This window comes from Holophagales bacterium, from assembly GCA_016719485.1.
In the GTDB taxonomy this organism is placed as follows: Bacteria; Acidobacteriota; Thermoanaerobaculia; order UBA5066; family UBA5066; genus UBA5066.
Genome location: JADJZB010000021.1, coordinates 538408 through 559324 on the forward strand (window position 1 = coordinate 538408; position 20917 = coordinate 559324).

The 20917-nt window shown below is 70.0% G+C and carries 19 protein-coding genes; 1 reads left to right on the forward strand and 18 read right to left on the reverse strand.

What is annotated here, in order from left to right:
* The first annotated feature begins 30 nt into the window (after positions 1-30).
* A complete protein-coding gene (locus tag IPN03_14455; protein MBK9374885.1) occupies positions 31-1080 on the forward strand; it encodes a hypothetical protein in 1050 nt (349 codons plus the stop codon).
* A gap of 303 nt (positions 1081-1383) precedes the next feature.
* On the opposite strand, the gene IPN03_14460 is transcribed toward IPN03_14455, so the two are convergent.
* The 18 genes from IPN03_14460 to IPN03_14545 all read right to left on the reverse strand — a co-directional run bounded on the left by IPN03_14460 (position 1384) and on the right by IPN03_14545 (position 20917).
* Positions 1384-1977 (reverse strand): sulfite exporter TauE/SafE family protein, encoded by a 594-nt coding sequence (locus IPN03_14460; protein ID MBK9374886.1) that lies wholly within the window; start codon positions 1975-1977, stop codon positions 1384-1386.
* A complete protein-coding gene (locus IPN03_14465) occupies positions 1974-2342 on the reverse strand; it encodes a hypothetical protein (protein ID MBK9374887.1) in 369 nt (122 codons plus the stop codon). The genes IPN03_14460 and IPN03_14465 overlap by 4 nt, the downstream gene beginning before the upstream one ends.
* A gap of 159 nt (positions 2343-2501) precedes the next feature.
* Positions 2502-3086 carry a hypothetical protein gene (locus tag IPN03_14470; protein MBK9374888.1) on the reverse strand — a complete coding sequence of 195 codons (585 nt, stop codon included), beginning with the start codon at positions 3084-3086 and terminating at the stop codon, positions 2502-2504.
* Complete coding sequence (locus IPN03_14475; protein ID MBK9374889.1) at positions 3008-3715, reverse strand: hypothetical protein; 708 nt, start codon at positions 3713-3715, stop codon at positions 3008-3010. Before IPN03_14475 ends, IPN03_14470 begins: the two co-directional genes overlap by 79 nt.
* On the reverse strand, positions 3712-4386 hold the full coding sequence (locus IPN03_14480) for a cytochrome c (GenBank protein MBK9374890.1): 675 nt from the start codon (positions 4384-4386) through the stop codon (positions 3712-3714). Before IPN03_14480 ends, IPN03_14475 begins: the two co-directional genes overlap by 4 nt.
* Complete coding sequence (locus tag IPN03_14485; GenBank protein ID MBK9374891.1) at positions 4379-4930, reverse strand: DUF3341 domain-containing protein; 552 nt, start codon at positions 4928-4930, stop codon at positions 4379-4381. The genes IPN03_14480 and IPN03_14485 overlap by 8 nt, the downstream gene beginning before the upstream one ends.
* Before the next feature lie 3 nt (positions 4931-4933).
* The gene (gene nrfD / locus IPN03_14490; GenBank protein ID MBK9374892.1) at positions 4934-6391 is read right to left on the reverse strand and encodes a polysulfide reductase NrfD; all 1458 of its coding nucleotides are present in this window, start codon (positions 6389-6391) and stop codon (positions 4934-4936) included.
* Between the two features lie 22 nt (positions 6392-6413).
* Complete coding sequence (locus tag IPN03_14495) at positions 6414-9542, reverse strand: 4Fe-4S dicluster domain-containing protein (GenBank protein MBK9374893.1); 3129 nt, start codon at positions 9540-9542, stop codon at positions 6414-6416.
* Between the two features lie 11 nt (positions 9543-9553).
* A complete protein-coding gene (locus IPN03_14500) occupies positions 9554-10177 on the reverse strand; it encodes a cytochrome c3 family protein (protein MBK9374894.1) in 624 nt (207 codons plus the stop codon).
* Entirely contained in the window at positions 10174-10404 is a 231-nt protein-coding gene (ccoS, locus tag IPN03_14505; GenBank protein ID MBK9374895.1) for a cbb3-type cytochrome oxidase assembly protein CcoS, read from the reverse strand. The genes IPN03_14500 and ccoS overlap by 4 nt, the downstream gene beginning before the upstream one ends.
* Complete coding sequence (locus IPN03_14510; GenBank protein ID MBK9374896.1) at positions 10405-12918, reverse strand: heavy metal translocating P-type ATPase; 2514 nt, start codon at positions 12916-12918, stop codon at positions 10405-10407. It abuts the gene before it with no gap.
* Entirely contained in the window at positions 12915-13451 is a 537-nt protein-coding gene (locus IPN03_14515; protein MBK9374897.1) for a FixH family protein, read from the reverse strand. The genes IPN03_14510 and IPN03_14515 overlap by 4 nt, the downstream gene beginning before the upstream one ends.
* Complete coding sequence (gene ccoG, locus IPN03_14520; GenBank protein ID MBK9374898.1) at positions 13448-14923, reverse strand: cytochrome c oxidase accessory protein CcoG; 1476 nt, start codon at positions 14921-14923, stop codon at positions 13448-13450. Before ccoG ends, IPN03_14515 begins: the two co-directional genes overlap by 4 nt.
* Position 14924: 1 nt before the next feature.
* Positions 14925-15512 carry a c-type cytochrome gene (locus IPN03_14525; protein MBK9374899.1) on the reverse strand — a complete coding sequence of 196 codons (588 nt, stop codon included), beginning with the start codon at positions 15510-15512 and terminating at the stop codon, positions 14925-14927.
* Between the two features lie 12 nt (positions 15513-15524).
* Entirely contained in the window at positions 15525-15728 is a 204-nt protein-coding gene (locus IPN03_14530; GenBank protein MBK9374900.1) for a hypothetical protein, read from the reverse strand.
* A 2-nt stretch (positions 15729-15730) separates the two neighbouring features.
* Entirely contained in the window at positions 15731-17962 is a 2232-nt protein-coding gene (ccoN, locus tag IPN03_14535; GenBank protein ID MBK9374901.1) for a cytochrome-c oxidase, cbb3-type subunit I, read from the reverse strand.
* 524 nt (positions 17963-18486) lie between these two features.
* A complete protein-coding gene (locus IPN03_14540) occupies positions 18487-19389 on the reverse strand; it encodes an MBL fold metallo-hydrolase (protein ID MBK9374902.1) in 903 nt (300 codons plus the stop codon).
* Positions 19390-19405: 16 nt separating this feature from the next.
* A complete protein-coding gene (locus tag IPN03_14545) occupies positions 19406-20917 on the reverse strand; it encodes a glycoside hydrolase family 13 protein (GenBank protein ID MBK9374903.1) in 1512 nt (503 codons plus the stop codon).

Below are 20917 nucleotides of genomic sequence, written 5' to 3' on the forward strand. Positions count from 1 at the left end.
CGTGCCGTCGTCTGCGTTCCGGGCATCGACATGGGCGACGCGGTCGAGAGCAAGACGCTGGTTGCTCTCGGCTCTCGGGACGCGAGGTACCAGGCATTGCGTGCGAATGAACCGGGGCTGGGAGCCTTCCTGGACCGCTTCGGAACGATGTTCGGAGAGCGGGTTACGCCAACTCTCATCGCTCGTTTCGAAGCGGGGAGTCGCCCGACGGCGGAGGAGGTCATCAGCTTTCGGAATGCCATCGCCCTCCCGGTGCTGCTGAAGGCCTGGGCTGACCTGTCGAGAAGCAGACAGAATGCCGGGGCGCTCTTCGCCGAGTACTTCGAGATTCACCCGGCAATGACCTCAAGCGACGGTCAGAGCGTCGTCGTCAACGCGGAGGCCTATCGCGACCTCAGGTTCGGACTGGGAGGATTCCACGGGCAGGCTCCGGCGGCGATTGATCCCCGGCACGTGAAGGCAACCTTCGATCCCCTCCTTCGGACAGCCCTGGTTGCCCTTCTGGATGCCGAGTCGCTGAGCGAAGAGCCCGAGAGGTTCAGGCAGCGCGTCCTCACATCGATGAAGTTTGCGATGCGTGCGATGCGAGCGCCGTCCGACAGCCTCTCCGACACGTCGGACTGGGCAGCCATGGTCTCGATGTGGGTGTCTGCGTTTGAGGCGCTGAGTCATCCCGGAGGTGACGCGAAGGTCGACTTCCCGGAAGTGAGCAGCCGTATCAAGAAGACGCCGTGGATCTCGCAGGAGCTGACGGATCTCAAACACCAAGCGATCAACCGGAAGCCCGGCGAACTCACGACGCTCCCCGTTCAGACCTACGGTCGGATCTACAAGCTACGGAACGACTGTCTTCACGGCGTTCGCCACTTCCAGAGTGGCGGCCTCGAGGAGGACCAAGATGCAGCCTGGGGACAGCTCCAGATTCAGGCGCCCGTGCTCTATCGGTCAGTTCTGTTGTCTAGCCTCGCGGATGCCGGCCACTGCGAGGGTTGGGAAGATAGCGGCGACCCCCTGACGGGATGGCGCCAGCGGGAGTTCGAGGCGCCGCTCTTCAAACCGTGGGCCGACCGCGACGAATAGCGCCGCGTCCTCGTCGATCGCCCGTCGGTGGTCTCTGTCCTCTGTTTCGTCGGACTTTAGGCTGGATCAGCCGTCACACGCCGAACCCGCACTACTGAAACGTCCCGCCCAGAAAAAGTGACTACAGGTTCACTAACACGCCGGCGGTCCCTTCTGAACCGCTATGGGTTCTCCGAGGATCCTCGGGCGGGAAAGCGAACGCGCACTCCCGTTCTCGCCCGGGGTCGCGACGTCAAGGACCCTGCAGCCCCGTCCAGAGGAACCACGCCCCCATGGCGAGCAGGAACACCTGCGAGAGGCGGTTCACGAAGGCGCGGTGTCTCGCGAGGGAGCTCGTCGGCGAGGGAGACGCCGAGGAGGGCGGGGGGCGGTGCCGAGGCCGAAGAGGGCGAGGGCGGCGGCGCCCTCGAGCGGCCCGCCGCGAGCGACGGCCCCGATGACGGCCGAGTAGAGGAGGCCGCAGGGGAGAAGGCCCAGGAAGAGGCCGATGGCGAAGGGGTGGCCGGGGACGCGTCCCTTCAGCCGGGCCGCCACCTTCGCGAAGAGGCTCCCGCCGGTTGCGAGGCCGGGCACGAGGTCGGAGAGGGCGACGACGGCCCAGAGGACGAGGACGCCGCCCGCGACGACGGAAGCGGCGCGCTGGATGCCCAGGAGCGCACCGGCGAGCTGGACGACCCCGCCGAGGGCGCCCGCGAGGGCACCGAGGATCGCGTACGTCAGGACCCTGCCGAGCGTGTACCAGAGCTGGGCGGCGAATGCGGCGCGCCGGCCCCCCTCGGGAGGTGCATACCGCCTCGAGACGAAGAGGACGAACGGCGAGCACATCCCCACGCAGTGCCCGAAGCCGCCGAGGAGGCCGAGCGTCAGGAAGCCGAGGAGGCTGACCGACTCGATCAAGTCGGGGGGGCGTCCCCGGGCGGCGTCAGGTCGAGCCGGAAAAGGACTCTCCGGGGCTTGCCGGAGGCCGTCCCTTCGACGGTCGCGAACCAGCGCCGCTTCCCGCTCTTGCAGAGGGGGAGGACGGCCTCCGCCTCAAGCCATCCGTCAGCGCCGGGAACGAGTGTGTAGCGGTGGTCGCCCATCGGCATCGACATCTCGAACGAGATGCGGGTCGCCTCCAGCGCCACGGGACCGGCATCGGACTCGGCGCGGACGCGGTACCGGTTCTTCGCGAATCCGAGGATCGGTCGGGGAGAAACCGAGAGGACGAGCCGGACGTCCCCCAGGTCGACGGAAGCGTCGGCGAGGGTGACGTCCGGCAATGCGGCTTCAGTGGCGGGGTCGACGGCCCGGCGGGCGGGGGCCGCGTCGCCGGGGCCGGGCTCGACAGGGCGGCTTCGTCCGCAGGCCCCCAGACCCCGCCCGCGATGAGGGCGAGGACGACCAGGCCGAGCAGGGTCTCGCGGAGCTTCACGACGGGATCAGCAGTGATAGTCGAGGCACTCGGCGAGGGCGGGGTCCTTGAGCGGGACGGCGTCGTGCCGTGCGAGGGACCAGCCGAAGGCGAGCGTGAAGAGGCCGAGGAAGCCGAGGGTTGCGGCGAGCTCGACGAATGGCAGGTGGCCGTGGGCGACGTGGTCGCCGTGCCCCATCGCGGGGGCGACCATGACGTAGAGCTCCCAGAACTGCGCGAAGAGGATGAGGACGGCGACCGGGACGAGCTTCCTCGGGTTCCGCTTGGCGGCGCGGGGAAGCATCAAAAGGAACGGCACGACGAACTTGAGGACCGGCAGGATCAGGATGTAGGGGAGCCAGCCGTTCGAGGTCCGCCGGAGGAAATAGACCGTCTCCTCGGGGAGATTCGCGTACCAGATGAGCATGTGCTGGCAGAAGTAGATGTAGGCCCAGAAGCCGGTCGTCGCGAAGACCATCTTTCCGAGGGAGTGGAGGTGGTTCTCGTTCAGGAAGCCCTCGAGCCTGCCGGTCATCACGAGGAGGCCCGCGACGATCGCCACGAACGCGGTGCCCGTCTGGACGACGTCGGTGAAGACGAGGACCGCGAACATCGTCGAGAACCAGTGCGCGTCGAGGAGAGGAGAAGGTAGAAGCTGACGATCGAGATCGTCAGCGCGAAGACGACCAGGAAGAGCGCCGAGAGGGTCCGGCTCGTCCGCGTCGCGCCGATTCCGCCTTCGCTGTCCTGGCGGCGCGAGGTCCTGGCGAGGAGCGCCCCGAAGACGACCCAGAGGAGGAGGCTGGCGCCGACGAGGGCGGTGAACATGGTCATGTTCAGGAAGGGCGCCTTGTGCGTCAGGAGCGCGTCCTTCGCGACGACGTCGGCGTGGGACCAGTGGTAGAGCGAGTGCGCGCCCAGGCCGACCGCCATGGCCAGGACGCCGCCGGGGAGGAGCCAGGCGGTCATCGCCTCGGGGATGCGACGCATCGTGACCGACCAGTTCCCGCGGGCGAGGTAGAGGATGGCGAGCCAGGCGGCGCCGAAGACGCCGAGGCCGAGCGCGAAGAAGACGCCGATGAGGTACGAGCTCCAGGCGAGCTGTGCCTCACCGCGGGAAAAGGCCCAGCCGAGCGCCGCGCCGCCGAGGAGGATGAAGGCGATCGCGACACCCTGGACGATCCCGGGGAGGGCGAGGCGGGCCGGGGCCGCCGGGAGGGGATGCGCGTGGGCGTGACTCATGACTTCCCTCCGGCGGCAGGCGCGGCCAGTGGAGCGGGGGCCTGTGGAGCGGCGGCGGGCACGGCGGCCGTCTGGGTCGCCGGCGCTGCCGGAGGCGGCGCGACGGGTTCGGTCTTCTGCATCTCCCGGATGTAGAGAACGACGGACCAGGAGTCCTTCTGGTCGACCTGGCGGGAGTGGCTCGGCATCGAGTTCTGCCCGCGCATGGGCCGGTGGAAGAGCTGGCCGTCGGGCCAGTCCCTCACCTTCTGCGTCATCAGGCTCGGGGGCTTGGGGAAGAGCGCGGTGACGGCGCCGTCGCCGGCCCCCTTCGGACCGTGGCAGGTGGTGCAGACGTTCTCGTAGACGAACTTGCCGTGGGCGAGGACCGCGGGTGTCGGCTCGAGCGGGTTCTTCAGCTCGGCACCGGCCCGGTCGGCCTCGTTCTGGGCGTAAGGGTAGGGCGTGTCGCCGGCGGCGACGGTCCCCGGCTGGGGCTCCATCAGGCCCGTGGCACGCGCGCCGAAGAGATCCCTCCTCTGCGGCTTGAGCTTGAGCTGGTCGCCCATGTCGAGGCGGTTCCCCTCGCGATGCGGCGTCCGGCCCGCGGGGAGGCCGACGTCGCACGCGCCTGCGAAGAGCGTGGAGAACGTCAGGCCCACGAGGGCGAGCGTGCGGGCGGCGTTACGCATCGGCCCCTCCCTCGACGTCCACGAGGCGAACGCCGTGCGCGCCGAGCGACTTCACGAAGGTCTCGGCCTCGGCGGCGTTCCATTTCGGGTCGGTCGCGGAGATCCAGAGGACGAAGCGGTCGACCGTCGCGCCCGTCTTCACGAGCATCGGCGGCGGCTGCGGGACGGTGTCCTTCTTGCCGGCGACGATCGCCACGAGAGCGCTCCCGAGCGCGGCCCAGAAGACCATCGCCTCGAACGTGATCGGGATGTACGACGGCCACGCCGCGTGGGGCTTGCCGCCGAAGTTCATCGGCCAGTCGAGGATCATCACGTAGTTCTGGAGGCCCTGCGCGAAGAGGATCCCGCAGAGTGCGAGGACCAGCGTCACCCAGGGGATCCAGGAGCGCTTCTGGCCCATGGCCTCTTCCATGCCGTGGATCGGGAACGGGGTCAGGAAGTCGAAGTGCTTCCACCCGGCATCGCGGACCTTCGCGGCGGCGGCAAGGGCGTCGGCCGGCTCGCAGAAGTGACCGAGGACGCCTTTGGTCGAGGTCGGCGTCATGGCTCAGGCCTCCTGGTGCGCCGCATTGGCGGCGAGGGCGTCTGTGGGAGCGCTGCGTGCAACCTTCGGGTCCATCACGCCCTTGACCTCCGAGATCGCGACCACGGGGAGGAAGCGGACGAAGAGGAGGAAGAGGGTGAAGAAGAGGCCGAAGGAGCCGAACAGGATCGCGAAGTCCCACCGCGTGAGGGAGTACATGCCCCAGGACGAGGGGAGGTAGTCGCGGTGGAGCGAGGTGACGACGATGACGTACCGCTCGAACCACATCCCGACGTTGACGAGGATCGAGACGGCGAAGAGGACCCAGGTGTGCCGCCGCATCTTCTTCCACCAGAAGACCTGCGGCACGATGGCGTTGCAGGTGAACATGATGAAGTAGGCCCAGCCGTACGGGCCGAACGCGCGGTTCTTGAAGACGAACCCTTCCCACTCGCTCCCCGAGTACCAGGCCATGAAGAACTCGGTGGAGTAGGCGAACCCGACGAGCATGCCCGTCAGCATCAGGATCTTCGCCATCGACTCCATGTGGTTCAGCGTCACGTAGTTCTTCATGCCGAAGTAGCCGCGCATGAAGGTCATCAGCGTGATGACCATCGCGAAGCCAGAGAAGATGGCGCCGATGACGAAGTAGGGCGGGAAGATCGTCGTGTGCCAGCCCGGCATGACCGACGTGGCGAAGTCGAACGAGACGATGGTGTGGACCGAGAAGACGAGCGGCGTCGCGAGGCCGGCGAGGATCATGTAGGCCGACTCGTAGTGCCGCCAGGCGCGGTGCGAGCCGGTCCAGCCAAAGCTCAGCGCGTTGTAGATCGCCTTGCGCCACGGGTGGGTCGCCCGGTCCCGGACCGTCGCGAGGTCGGGAAGGAGTCCGACGTACCAGAACGCGGCCGACACGAGGCCGTAGGTCGAGATGGCGAAGATGTCCCACGCGAGCGGCGAGTTGAAGTTGATCCAGAGCGGGCCGCGGGCGTTGGGGTAGGGGACGAGCCAGTAGGCGAACCAGGCGCGCCCGAGGTGGATGACCGGGAAGATGCCGGCGCAGGCGACGGCGAAGAGCGTCATCGCCTCGGCGGCGCGGTTGATGCCGGTGCGCCACTGCTGGCGGAAGAGGAAGAGGACCGCCGAGATGAGCGTGCCGGCGTGGCCGATGCCGATCCAGAAGACGAAGTTGACGATGAACGAGCCCCAGCCCACCGGCGAGTTGATGCCGAGGATGCCCATGCCCGAGTAGAAGAGGAGGATCAGCGAGAAGACGAGGACGCCGAGCCCCGTGAGCGCGACGGAGAACGCGATCCACCACTTCTTCGTGGGGAACTCCTCGGCGTGCATGCAGATGTCGCGGTCGACGTCGGACCACTTCTTCCCGCCGGTGACGAGCGGCTCGGGGATCTCCAGGTCGCCCCCGTAGGGGCCGGCCCCCGCGAGGACGATCGGCCGGCCCGTGAGCTGGCTGTCGTCCATCACCGTGGCGTAGGGACTCGCCTCATGCCTTGTCATTGCGCACCTTCGTCAGGTAGGAGACGGACGGTTTCACGTTGAGGGCCTCGAGGAGCTTCATGGCCCGCGGGTGCGCGGCGAGCGCCGCGACCTTCGAGCCGGGGGCGTTCACGTCGCCGAAGGTGATGGCGCCGGTGGGGCAGGCCTCCATGCAGGCGGGGACGACGGCGCCGTCGGGGAAGTGGACCTTGTCCTTCCCCTCGCGCGTGGCCGCGGCCTTCGCCTCCTGGATCCGCTGGATGCAGAAGGAGCACTTCTCCATCACGCCACGGTTCCTCACCGTGACCTCCGGGTTGTTCTTCATCTGCATCGGGGCGCGGGTGTTCAGCTCGGCGTTGCGCTTGATGCGGGGCTCGAGCGCCCGGAAGAGCGCGCTCTCCTGGGCCTTGCCGTACTCCCAGAAGTTGTAACGCCGCACCTTGAACGGGCAGTTGTTGGCGCAGTAGCGGGTCCCGACGCAGCGGTTGTAGACCTGCTGGTTCAGGCCGTCGGTGCTGTGCATCGTCGCCACGAACGGGCAGACGGTCTCGCAGGGGGCGTTCTCGCAGTGCTGGCAGAGCATCGGCTCGAAGAGCGTCTGCGGCTCTTCGACGACCTCGAGGGGGCCGTCCCAGACGTCGGCGTCCCAGCGGCCGTCCTTCTTCGGTGCGTCGTAGTAGCGGTCGATCCGCATCCACGACATCTCGCGCCCGTCGATGATCCCGCGCCTTCCGACGACCGGGACGTTGTTCTCGGCCTGGCAGCCGATGACGCACTTTCCGCAGCCGTTGCACTTGCTGAGGTCGATCGCCATCGCCCAGCGGGCGTTCGGGTAGGGGTGCTCGGGCCAGGCCGAGGGGCCGCCGGCCTGCTGCTCGGTTCCCGACTTCTGGTTCTTCTCGTACTCGGAGAGGGTCGTCACCGGGACGAGCGGCCGGGCCTCGCGGTCGATGACGTCGGATCCCTGGGCGAAGGCGAGCGCCTCGTTGCCCGCGACCTTCCGGATCGTTACCGGCAGGCCCGCGGAAAGGGCGCGTCCGCCCGCGAGGAGGCGGAGCGCGAAGGCGTTCGCCCCGACGCCGCCGCCGATGTCGCCGCAGGCCGTGCGGCCGAGGCCGAGGGGAAGGGCGACCTGTTCGTGGTGCATTCCCGCGTGGCGGTAGGCCGGCGCGACGAGCTTGCCGTGGCCCGCGTCGACCTCGACGAGGTCGCCGCTGGCCAGCTTCATCTCGTCGAACCGACGCGGCGCGATGGAGAGGGCGCCGCCCCACGAGATGCGGGTGATCGGGTCGGGAAACTCCTGCAGCCAGGCGTTGTTGCCGTGCCGGCCGTCGTGGAGCGCGAGGTGCGGGTAGAGCTGCAGCTCGAGGCCCGCGGGAGCGGGCGGGATCGCGGCGAGGAGAGCGAGGGCGGCCGGGGCGAGGGTGCGAGCCGGCGGAGCCGCCGGGGCCGGCCCCTGGAAGGCGCCGGAGCGGAGGACCTCGTTCCAGGCGGTCTCGAAGGCCGGCGTGCCGGGCTCGAGGGCGAGCCGGGCGGCCCACGAGGCGCGGAGGAAGTGCCAGGCGAGGCTCGGGTTCGGGACGGGGGCCGCGGCCGCCGCTCCGGGCACGGGGGCCGCGGCGGCGACGAGGGCGGCCGCGCCCGGGACCCCGGCGGCGGCGCTCCAGTCGACGAGGACGTCGAGGAGGCCGCGCGTGTCGTGGAGAGGCTGGATGACGGGCTGCTGGACGGCGAAGAGCCCGCGCGGGAGGGCGGCGTCGCCCCAGCACTCGAAGGGGTGGCTCGCCGGGGCGAGGAAGTCGGCGAGGGCGCCCGTCTCGTCGATCCGGTCGTTCAGGGAGACGACGAACGGGACCTTCGCGAGGGCCTCGGCGAATGCGAGAGAGGCGGGGGCGTCGTAGACCGGGTTCGCGCCGGCGACGAGGAGGACGGAGACCTTGCCGGCCTTCATCTCTGCGGCGAGCGCCTCGAGGGCCTTTGCGCCGCCGGACGGGGGCTCCTCGGCGGAGGCCTCGTCGAAGAGCCCGGACGAGTAGGCGTCGAGGGAGAGGTTCAGGAGGAGGGCCGCCAGCTCGAGCGCCTCTCCGGCGGCCGAGCCGCTGGCCGAGCCGCCCGCGAGGACGAGGGCCTTGCCGCGGGCGGCGGCGAGCTCGCCGGCGAGACCCTTCAGCGCCTCGACCGGGATACCCGCCGCCTTCGCGACGGTCTCGAGGGCGAACGGCGCGAGCGCTGCCTCGACGGCGGCGTTGCCGGCGAGCGGGCCGGTCTTCTTCACGACGACGAGCTCGTGCGCGAGGCCGGCAGCGAGAGGGGCGAGGTGCGAGTCGCGGACGCGGATCCGCTTGTCGGCGTTGGCGCCCGTGAGGGTGAGGCGCCCTTCGAGCTGGACGAAGCGGCCCATCTTCGCCCCATCGGCCTGCTCGGGAGCGCGCCGGAGAGCAAAGTCGCGCTCGAGGCCGTCGGCGGGCCGGTCGAGGAACTCGGCGCCGAGGCCGAGGAGGAGGTCGGCCTTGTCGAGGCGCGGGCGCGGGGCGCGCCCGTCGCCGAAGGTCTGTCGGTGGGCGCTCGCCGCCGAGTCGGCTTCTACGGGCGACCAGGCGACGTGCTTCAGGCCCGTGTGGGCGGAGAGGGCGGCGATGGCCGCGCCGAGCGCCGGGCTCGCGACGGGTCCGGTGAGGAGGACGGCCCCGCTTCCGGCCTTCGCGAGGCGCGAGACGACGTCGGCCCCGACGACGCTCCAGCTCGACGCCACGACGGCGCCCTTTCCGCGGCGGACCGAGACGGGCCCACGCGCGCGGTCGGGGTCGTAGAGGTCCATCAGGGCGGCCTGGTGGCGCACGGTGAGGCCCCGGCCGCTCGCGTCGGTCGGGCTCGGCGCGACGAGGATCGGTCGCCCTTCGCGGGTCCTCACGAGGACGGGGGAGCCGTCGACGACGGTGTGGAAGAACCGGGCGCGGCCCATTCCGTCCACGAGGCTCTCGGGCATGTCGTGGAACGGGATCGTCGTTTCCTGGGGAGGCTGGCAGCCGGCGCTCGCGAGGGCTCCGGCCGCCGCGAGGGTGCCGCTCAGCCGGAGGAACTCCCGCCGGTCGAGGCCCGCGGCGTCCGGCAGGGAGGTGGTCTCGTTCGGTCTCATCGTCATCTCCCTCACCGGTGGCACGTGACGCAGTCGGTGGAGGCCTTCATCTCGGGCTTGCGATGACAGTCGAGGCACCACTGCATGTTGAAAGGGTTCTGCACGGAGACGATGTCCATCGTCTCGACCTTCCCGTGGCACTCCTGGCACGGCGGAATCGCCTTGCCCCCGGCGTCCGCCCGCGGGATCTTCCACTCGCCCTTCTCGTTCCTGGCGTTGAGGTGCGCCGAGTGGTCGTAGTAGACGAAATCGGGGAGGTCGTGGACCTTCACCCACGGGATCGGCTCGCCCCGGTCCCAGTAGTCCTTCATCTTCAGGACCCACTCCCTGCCGAGGCCGACGCTGGTGTGGCAGTTCATGCAGACGGCCGTCGACGGCACCGTGGAGTGGCGGCCCTTGTAGGGCATGTTGTGGCAGTAGAGGCAGGGGATGTCGTAGCCCCCGACGTTCACCATCTCGCCCTTGTCGTTCTTCTGCATCACGGGCGGCCCCGCCATCCGCGTGTGCCGGAAGAGGATGGGCTGGCGGGGTTCGTACCCCTGGCGCACGTTGCTGAACGCGTACGCAAAGGAGCCCGTCACGGCCACCGCCACGACCAGCATCAGGATGCGTACGGGCGTTCTCCTTCGGCTCATTCGGAGGCCCTCCTTGTCGATTCGGCTTTCGTCGATTCCGTTGGTGTCGAGGGGGGGACGGCCGCGCCCGGAGCGATCCGGCGAGGCTCCTCGTCGTCGAAGAGGATCCGGACCGCGGGGGTCTCGAGGTCGTCGAACTGCCCGGTCTTCGCGGCCCAGATGAAGAGCCCGACGGCGATGGCCGCGATGAGGAGCGCGAGGGGGAGGAGGACGAAGATCGTCTCCACCTACACCTCCACCGCCCGGCCCGCGCCGGCCGCGGGGGGACGGGTGAACGTGCGCGAAGCGGCCGAGGAGAGGACGACGGTCAGCGAGGAGACCGGCATCAGGACGGCGGCCAGGAGCGGGCCCACGAAGCCGAGGACGACCGCCGCGGACGCCGCCACGTTGTAGACGAGGGAGAAACCGAGGTTGCGCCGGACCACGCCGTAGAGGCGCCGCGACCCGTCGAGGATGTCGAGGAGCGGGCCGACCCCCTCGCGCGTCAGGACGACGTCGGCGGCGACGAGAGAGGCGCCGGTTCCGCCGAGGACGGCGACGCCGACGTCGGCCAGCGCGAGGGCGGCCGCGTCGTTCACGCCGTCTCCCACCATGACGACGGCGCCGGAGCGGCCCCTCTGGCCCGTCAGCGCGGCGACGAAATCGCGCTTCGCCTCGGGAGCGAGGCCGCCGAGAGCGTCTTCGGCGGGAATCCCGAGCTCGGCGGCGACCCGCGCCACGACGGCGGGGTGGTCGCCGGAGAGGATCCTCACGCGGATTCCGAGCGCGCGGAGCGCGTCGAGGGTCTTCTTCGCGTCGGTGCGGATCGGGTCACCGACGCCGGCGAGCCCGGAGACGCGCCCGTCGACGGCGACGAAGACGGGGCTGAGCCCCTCGGCGACGAAGGCGTCGGCTCTCTCAGCAAGAACGGCAGGAACGGAGGCTCCCGCCGCCTCGACGTGGGCGCGGTTCCCGACGCGTACGTCGCGGCCGTCGAGCCGGCCCGAGATGCCCTGGCCCGGAACCTCGCGGACGTCCTCCGCGTTGCGGACGACCTGAACGGAGCGCCCGTACGACGCGCGGAAGGCGCGGGCGACGGCGTGGGAGGACTCGGCCTCGAGGGCGCGGGCAAGGTGAAGCGCCGCGTCCTCGCCTTCCCAGCGGCTCACCGTGGCCCTCCCCACGGTCAGCGTGCCGGTCTTGTCGAGGAGGACCGTGCCGACGTGCCGAAGCCGCTCGAGGGCGTCGGGGTCCTTGACGAATATTCCCGACCGCGCGGCCCGCATGAGGGCGACCGACATCGCCAGGGGAACCGACAGGCCGAGCGCGCAGGGGCAGGCGACGACGAGGAGGGCGACGACCCTTTCCAGCGCCACTTCCGGGCCGCGGGGAAGCCAGGCCGCCCCGGTGACGATCGCGAGGGCGAGGAGGGCCTGGACGAAGCGCCGGGCCAGGATGTCGGTCGTCCGAACGAGTGCGGGGCGTCTGCCGAGGGCTTCCTGGACGAGGGAGAGGAGCGCCCCCACGCGGGTCTCGTCGCCGGCGGCCTCGACTTTCACGACGAGGCGGGCCCCGAGGTTCGTGGCGCCCGCGTTCACGGCGTCCCCCTCGCGCACCTGGACCGGCTCGGACTCGCCCGTCAGGACGGCGTTGTCGATCGTCGAGCGCCCCGCGAGGACGACGCCGTCCACCGGCACGAGCTCGCCCGAGCGGACCTCGACGTGGTCGCCGTGCCCGAGAGCCGAAACCGGGACTTCGACGGTCGGGGCGCCGGGGCCGGCGCCCTCGAGGCGCCGCGCGAACTCGATGAATGCGACGCCCCTGAGGCTGTCGGCGCGCTCGAGGGCCGCCCTCTGGGCGCTGCGCTGGACCTGCCGCGCGGCGAGGAGGGCCGCGACGAGCATCGCGAGAGAGTCGAACCAGAGCGGTCCGCTTCCGCGGACGGTGTTCCAGGCGCTGGCGGCGAAGGCGACCGACAGCGCGATGGCAACGGGGAGGTCGATGTGGACGATGCGAGCTCTCAGCCCTGCCGCAGCCGTCTGGAAGAACGGGCGCGCGGAGAAGAGGAGGACCGGGACCGCGACGACGAGGGAAAGCCAGCGGAAGAGCGTGGCGTACGGGGAGGCCATCCCCGAGTACTCGCCCGCGTAGATCGCCCCGTGGAGGAACATGAGGTTCATCGCGCAGGCCGCCGCGACGCCGAGGCGGGCGAGCGTGGCGCGATCCTCGGACCGGCGGGCTTCCTGCACCTTCGAGGCGCGGTGGACGTGGGGCGTGTAGCCGAGGCGGTCGAGGGCCCGGCCGACGGCGGAGAGGCGCGTCTTGCCGGGCTCCCAGGTGACCTCGGCCACGGAGCTGCCCAGGTTCAGCCGGATCTCGTCGACGCCGGGGAGGGCGGCGGGGAGCCGCTCCACGAGCCAGACGCAGGCGGAGCAGTGGACCCCTTCGAGGTAGAGCCGGGTCCGGCAGCGGCCGGCGCCCGCGGCTTCGGTCGCCTCCTGCTGAAGGCGCTCGTCGTCGAAGTCCTCGAAGCTGCGCCCGGTGACGCGCGCCGGCTCGAGGACGCCGTTCTGCTGGTCGACGAGGCGGTAGTACTGGTCGAAGCCCCACTCGTTCACGAGGGCGTGGACCTGCCGGCAGCCGGAGCAGCAGAACTGCTTCTCCTCGCCCTCGCGAACGAAGCCGGCCGGCACCGCGAGGCCGCAGTGCGCGCACGCCACCGGGGCGGCGTGGAGGTGCCGGCTCTCGCGGGGACGGGTCACTTCTCGGGTCCCTCCGCCGGGGCGGGGTCCGCATCCACGTCGAGGCGGGCGGCGTGGACGAATCGGAGGGCGTCGCGTTTCGCGTCGATGCGCAGCTCCCAGGCGCCCGGCTCGTCGAGGCGGACGAGCGACCGGTAGCTCCCGGCCTCCTGCGGCAGCCCGACGAGCGGGCCCGTCTGGTTGAGGCGGGGGTCGGAGGGGCGAATGGCGAAGAGGTGGCCGGCGAGGCCGGCGATTCCGTTCCCTTCCCGGTCCGTCACGCGGACGTCGACCGGGCGCGGCGTGCCGGGCGTGTGCGGGACGCCGGCCGGGAACTCGTAGCGGACCGTCCAGCCGAGCTGGCGGCTCGCCGCCTCGACGGCTTCGCCGGCGTCCCACGCCTGTGCGGCCTCGTAGTAGCCGCGGATCGGGCGGGGGCTGTCGGGCCGGGTTGCGACCCACACGAGGACGCCACTCGCGACGATGGACATCGTGAGGAGGCCGCCGATGTAGATCGGCCAGCGGTACTCGGAGACGAGGCGGAGGAGCTTCACGGCTTCGCTCCCGGCGGGCCGTACGGGCCGAGGAGGAGGAAGTCGACCTCCTTGCGGAAACCCTTGTCCGACTTCACGAGGTAGCGGACGCTCGCCTGCCCGTCCGAGAAGACGCCCTGGGGCACCGTCGTTACGGCGTTCAGCGTGACGAGCTTCCCGGCCGCGACGACGACGGGCGACTCGCTGAGGACGAGGCTCGCCTCGGCGGGAACGAGGACCTCGATCGTGAACTCCTGGGCCTCGTGGAGCTGGTTCGTGATCTTGACCCGCTGCTGGTTCGCGACCGCGCCGTTGGGCAGGAGCCGGTAGGGCTCGCGCCCGCCCCTCACGAGCTCGACGACCGCGTCGCCCCGCGTCAGGACGAGGACGGCGAGCGTTCCCCAGGCCACCGTCATGAGGGCGAGGTAGACGAGGTTGCGGGCCCGCCAGAGGCGCCTCACGCCCCCCTTCTGCTCGGTCTCGGAGGTGTACTTGATGAGGCCGATCGGCTTGCCCTGGCCGAGCATGACGACGTCGCAGGCGTCGATGCACTGGGCCGTCCCGATGCACTCGGGCTGGAGCCCGCGGCGGATGTCGGTCCCGGTGGGACAGGCGTTCACGCAGCTGCGGCAGGCGATGCAGTCGCCCGCGGGGACGCCTCCGACGCGGTCCTTCACCTTCACCTTCGGGTCGCCCCGCTTCTCGTCGTAGGCGACGAGGATGGTGTCCGCGTCGGCCATGACGTTCTGCAGGCGGCCGTAGGGGCAGGCGATCGTGCACATCTGGTCGCGGAACCAGCCGAAGTCGAAGAGGATGAGGGCCGTGAGGGCCGCCATCGTCGCGAGGGCGCCCTTCCACGCGAGGGGGGCCGCCGCGAGGCCCGGAACGAGAGCTTCCCAGCTCGTGAAGTACGCGACGAAAGTGGCGGACATCGCGAGGGCGACGACCGTCCAGGTCGCCCACTTGGCGACCTTGATCGCGAGCTTGCGGCCGCTCCAGGGGGCGGCGTTCAGCTTCCGCTGCTTCAGCGGCCCGCCCTCGAGAAAAGCCTCGATGGGCCGGAAGAGGAACTCGAGGTAGACGGTCTGGGGGCAGGCGTACCCGCACCACATGCGCCCGAACGTCGAGCCGACGAAAAAGACCGTGACGATCGTGCCGAGCCCGAAGGCCGCGAGGAGGATGTTGTCGGTAGGGTTGAACGTGCCGCCGAAAATGTGGAACCGGCGGGTCGCGATGTCGAGGAAGACGGCCGGCCGGCCGCCGACCGGGATCAGCGGGAGCGCGAAATAGAGAGCGAAGAGGCCGTACGCGATCGCCCGGCGGATCTTCCAGTACCGCCCCTCGTGGACGATGGGATGCATGAACTTGCGCTTCCCGTCGGCCGAGATGCTGTAGAGGAGGTCCTCCTCCGGCGCGACGTCGAAGATGCGCTCTCTCTCCGCAGGCGCCTGCAGGGCGGGCAGCTCCGGCGGTTCCGCGACGGGGGTCGTCACGTCAGGTTCCCGGGATCGGCTCGGGTGCCACCGGGTCGCCCTCGGCGGGCTTGGGGTTCGGCGGGTTCGATCCCTGCAGGCTCCTCACGTACGAGACGAGGCCCGACAGCTCCTCCGGCTTCACGGCGCGCCCCCAGGGCGGCATCCCCTTGGCCGGCCAGCCCTTGGCGATCGACTGGAAGATCTGCTCGACCGACCCGCCGTGGATCCAGCGGTCGTCGGTGAGGTTCGGACCGATGAGCCCCTGGGCCTGGGCGCCGTGACAGGGGGCGCACGACTTCGCGAAGCGCGTGGCGCCCACCTCGACGACGGCCGCGTTGCCGGCGCCGGCGAGGAGCTCGGCCGCCGTCGGCGGCACGAGGGGGTTCGCGTCGTAGTGGGCCTGGACCGCGGTGAGGGCCTGCTCGGTGTCGGCGCGGTACTCCGCCTCCATCGAGCCTTCGCCGAAGCTCAGGGCGTAGAAGATGAGGTAGGCGGCGGAGAAGATCAGGGAGCCCCACCAGATGGCCATCAGCCACCCCGGCATCGGGTTGTCGTATTCCTTGATCCCGTCCAGCTCGTGCAGAACCTTGTCTTCGAACTGTGCCATGGTCCCCTCTCGTCAGGCTCTCGGGCTCGCGCCCAGAGGGAGTTCAGCCGAGGCCTCACCGTCCCCCTCGAGGGGGAGGCGGGCGAGCGCGTCCATCTCCTCGGGGCGGGACCGGAAGACCCGGACCGCGACGAAGATCCAGACGCTCAGGAAGAAGAGCATCGAGGCGATGGCCCAGGTGGTCGCTGAGGTCCGGGCGGCGAGCTCCTGCAGCACGGCTACTTCTCCGCGATCGCGGCGGGGGCTGGCGCCGAGGCGAGGGGCGCCTGCGGCGCGACCTTCCTCCACTTGATGTCGGTCCCGAGCCGCTGGAGGTAGGCGGTGAGCGCCGTGATCTCCTTGTCCGCGAGCCCGGTCGGGCCGCGCTGGGACTCGACCTCCGCGGCAATCGCCTGCGCCTGGGCCGCGATCGCGGCCGGGGCGCTCTCGATCTCGCCGTCCGTGTAGGGCGTGCCGACGGCCCGCAGGGCCCGCATCTTCGAGCCGATGCTGGCCACGTCGAAGGCGTCCTTCTGCAGGTGCGTGTAGCGCGGCATGACCGACCCGGGGGTCGTCGAGTCGGGGCGTTCCATGTGGCGGACGTGCCAGAGCGAGGGGTACTTCCCGCCGACGCGGTGAAGGTCGGGTCCGGTTCGCTTCGAGCCCCACTGGAAGGGGTGGTCGTAGACGTACTCGCCCGCCTTCGAGTACTCGCCGTAGCGCTCCGTCTCGTAGCGGAACGGGCGGACGAGCTGCGAGTGGCAGTTGTAGCAGCCCTCGCGAAGGTAGATGTCGCGCCCGAGGACCTCGAGCGGCGTGTAGGGCTTGACGCTCGCGATCTCCTTGACGTTCGCCTTGTCGAAGAACATCGGGATCGCCTCGACGAGGGATCCGACGGAGAGGGCGAGGGCCGTGAGGACCGTGAGGAGGACGACGCGTCCCTCGAGGATCCGGTGGAAGCCGTGCCTGAGGGAGTGCTGGAAGCGGTAGAGGGCGTGGTCGTAGGTGTTCGGAGGCGTCACCGCGCCCGGCGCCGAGAGGTCGGCGACGAGCGGCGGGGCGTTCACCTCGGGCTCCTCGGCGAAGTTCGCCGGGGCGCCCTTGATCGTCTTCACGAGGTTGTAGACGAGGAAGAAGAGGCCGGAGAAGAAGAGGATCGCCGCGACGAGGCGGACCCAGTACATCGGGACGATCCGGATGACGGTCTCGATGAAGTCGGGGTAGGCGAGCCGTCCGTCGGGCTCGAAGGCGCGCCACATCGCCCACTGGGTGATGCCGGCGACCCACATCGACACCTGGTAGAGGATGAGGCCGATCGTCGAGATCCAGAAGTGCGTCGTCGCGAGCTTCTTCGAGTAGAGCTCCGTCTTCCAGAGCCTCGGGACCGCCCAGTAGAGGATGCCGAACGAGAGGAAAGCGTTCCAGCCGAGGGCCCCCGCGTGGACGTGCCCGATCGTCCAGTCGGTGAAGTGCGAGACCGCGTTCACCGACTTGATCGACATCATCGGTCCTTCGAAGGTCGACATGCCGTAGTACGTGACGGCGACGACCATGAACTTCAGGATGGGGTCCTCGCGCAGCTTGTGCCACGCGCCCCGGAGCGTGAAGAAGCCGTTCACCATGCCGCCCCAGGACGGCATCCAGAGGATGAGGGAGAAGAGCATCCCGAGCGTCGAGGCCCACTCCGGGATCGCCGAGTAGTGGAGGTGGTGCGGGCCCGCCCAGATGTAGACGAAGACGAGCGACCAGAAGTGCATGATCGACAGCCGGTAGCTGAAGACCGGGCGGTCGGCCGCCTTCGGCAGGTAGTAGTACATGAGCCCGAGGAACGGCGTGGTGAGGAAGAACGCCACCGCGTTGTGGCCGTACCACCACTGCATCAGGGCGTCCTTGACCCCCGCGTACGCCGAGTAGCTCCCGAACCAGGAGTAGGGCATCGCCATGCTGTTGCCGATGTGGAGGATGGCGACCGCGACGATCGTCGCGATGTAGAACCAGATCGCGACGTAGAGGTGCTTCTCGCGGCGGACCGCGATCGTGCCGAAGAAGTTGATCCCGAAGATCACCCAGAGGACCGCGATGACGACGTCGAGGACCCACGGGAGCTCGGCGTACTCCTTCCCCTGCGTGTGGCCCGTGACGAGCGCCACGGCCGCCGCCGCGATGAGGAGCTGCCAGCCCCAGAAGTGGATCTTCGAGAGGACGTCGCTGAAGAGGCGCGCCTTCAGCAGCCTCTGCATCGAGTGGTAGGTCCCCGCGAAGATGATGTTGCCGATGAACGCGAAGATCACCGCGTTCGTGTGGAGCGGGCGGAGCCTCCCGAACGTCAGGTACGGCGCGAGGTTCAGCCCCGGCAGGAAGAGCATGGCCGCGATCAGCATGCCCACGAGCATCCCGACCACGGCCCACACCACGGCGGCCAGGAAGAAGAGCCGCGGGGTTCGATCGTCATAGCGAACGGTGTTGCTCATCGATCTCCCATCCTGTTTCGGTGTGTTCCCGGGGCGCGCGAGTCATCGTGATCCCGGCCCATCCGGCTGGCGAGGCAGGTCGCCCGCGTCCGGCGGGCCGCATGCAGGGGAGCTCTGGATCCGATCGGGCGGGCCGATCCGGGCACCTGAAGAAAGGAGCACCCGGACGTCCACGAGAGTCCCGAGGCAACGAGGAAATAGCCCGGCAAGCGGCCCCCTCAAACCGAGATCCCCGATCTCGCTCCAGCGGGGCATGTTCCGTCCCACTGCGGTGCAGCACCATCCTTCAAAGACTTCAAATCAGGACCAGATGAGGCCGGATGGACAGGTGGTGCGGCTCCCGGGCCGACGCGGAACACATTTCGAAACTTACGGATATGACGTGATTTGCGTGAATCATGAGCACGCGTCGCATCTAAGGAGGCGCAATGCACGTGATGCGAATACATCACGCGGGCCCGCGGAATCGTCGCTTCACGAACAGGGAGTCGGACTTGATCGTCCCTGCCTGGCGTGCCGGTTCCCTAGATCGATGACCCGAGCGCCCGGACGACCTCGACGCGCCGCTTCGGCCCGTCGAGGATCGACCGGACGAGGTTCGCGGTCGTCACGTCGCCGAACGTGATCGTGTAGAAGGACGAGGATGGCTCGATCCCCAGCTCGCGGACGATGCGCCGGACCGACCGTCCCCGCGCGCGCGACGCCTTCACCCGGCCCTCGAGCTCTCTCAGCCAGGCGAGCTTGACCCGGATCGCCTCCTTTCCGCCCGTGAAGCGGGGGCGATGCGCGCAGAGGAGCGCGTCGAAGTCGAGCGTCAGGAAACGCTCCAGAGTCGCACACGACGCGTAGAAGTCCTCGTCGCCGCGGAAGACCTTCACCCTCTCGGCGGCGAAGGCGTCGCCCGAGAGGAGCCAGCCCCGCTCGGGGACGAGGAGGGCGAGCTGGTCGACGGCGTGCCCCGACGCGGGGACGACGCGCGCGGTGAGGCGGCCGAGAGGGACCTCGGGCGGAACCTCGCGGGCCTCCACGGGATCGGCCTCTCCCCAGAGGACGTGCTGGTAGAAGCGGCGCGGGAGGTCGTGGGCCACGAGCCTCACTCCGGGGGCCGTCGCGAGGACCTCGGCCCCGAGGGAAGCGAGGCGCGCGGCGTTGCCCGAATGGTCCTCGTGGTGGTGGGTCAGGACGACACGCGCGACCTTCGCGTGGCGGGCGGCGGCGATGACCTCGTCCCCGACCGAGGAGATCCCGCTGTCGACGAGCGTGTCGCCCACCGCGTAGCAGTAGACCGGGAGGAGCTCCCGGCCGCGGTAGGTCCTCGCCATCCGGAGGACCGTGGCGTCCTGGAACGCCGTCGCCTCGAACGTGTGGCCGGCGGGGAAGGGAAACCGCCGCCAGAGCGGGTCGAGGAAGTGGTACAGCGGCCTCATGCGCGCCGCCGGATCGTCAGGTGGCCGACGGCGGAACGGCGAGGGCGCGCCCGGAACGGGCCGGGAGGACGACGTCGCGCAGCTCGCCTTCGGTCACCGCCAGCTCCTCGCCGGTGGCCGCGTCCAGGAGGAACGGGCCGACGCTGCCCACGGCGAGGTCGATACGCCTCTCCTCTTTGGAGACGTTGAACACGGCGACGACGGCGTCCTGGTCGAAGGAGCGCCCGAACGCGACGACCTCGCGTTCGGCCATGAGCGTCCGGAACGAGCCCCGCCGGAGCGCCGGGTGGGCGTGCCGCAGGGCCGCGAGCCGCTTGACGTGATCGCGCAGGACGTGGTCCCACGACGACTCGTCCCAGGGGAAGGTCCGCCGGCAGTCGGGATCGGGGCCTCCCTCGAGGCCGATCTCGTCACCGTAGTAGACGCACGGGGCCCCGGGAACCGTGAAGAGGAAGAGGAACGCCATCTCGAGGGCGGCGAGGTCGTTTCCGGACGCGGTGAGGAAGCGGGGCGTGTCGTGACTGCCGAGAAGGTTCAGCTGGACGTCGCGGACGGCGGGGTCGTAGAGGCCGAGGACCCTCTCGACCTCGGCGGCGAAGTCCGGGGCATCGAGGGGCCGCACGTCGCGGTAGCCACCGACGGAGCGGACCTCGTCGAGATCGAGGTCCTTCACGAAGAAGCCGAGCGCCGCCTTGGCGAGGGGGTAGTTCATCGTCGCGTCGAACTGGTCGCCCGCGAGCCAGCGCCGCGCGTCGTACCAGATCTCCCCGACGAGGTAGGCCTCGGGGTTCGCGCGCTTGACGCGCCTGCGCAGCTCGCGCCAGAACTCGTCGTCGTCGATCTCGGACGGGACGTCGAGCCTCCAGCCGTCGATGCCGAACCGGATCCAGTACTCGGCGACCTCCCAGAGGTGCTCGCGGACGGCGGGGGTCCGCGTGTCGAGCTTGGGCAGGGCGGGGACGTCCCACCAGGCCGCGTAGCCGAGCTCCTCGAAGGCGGGCTTGTGCTTCTTTCCGCGGCGCAGGAGCTTCGGCTCCGCGTAGGCGCCGAGGGGCTTGCCGGAGCGGAGCCTCTCGAGGTCCAGGAGGAACCAGTCGATGTAGGGCGAGTCGGCCCCGTTCTCCAGGACGTGGTGGAAAGCGAAGAAGCCCCGGCCGACGTGATTGAAGACGCCGTCGAGAATGACGCGCATCCCGCGGGCGTGGGCGGCGTCGAGCAGCTCGCGCAGGGCGGCGTCGCCGCCGAGGAGCGGGTCGACCCGGTGGTAGTCCCAGGTGTGGTACCGGTGGTTCGCGGCGGACGCGAAGACCGGATTGAGGTAGAGGGCGGTGACGCCGAGGTCCTTCAGGTCGTCGAGCTTCTCGGCCACGCCGAGGAGATCGCCCCCCTTGAAGCCGTGGGCGGTCGGCGGGGAGTCCCACGGCTCGAGGTTCGCGGGCCGGGCGAGGCGCTCGCTCCGCGCGAAGCGGTCGGGGAAGACCTGGTAGAAGACGGCGTCGCGGACCCAGCCGGGCGTCTCGGGGCTCAC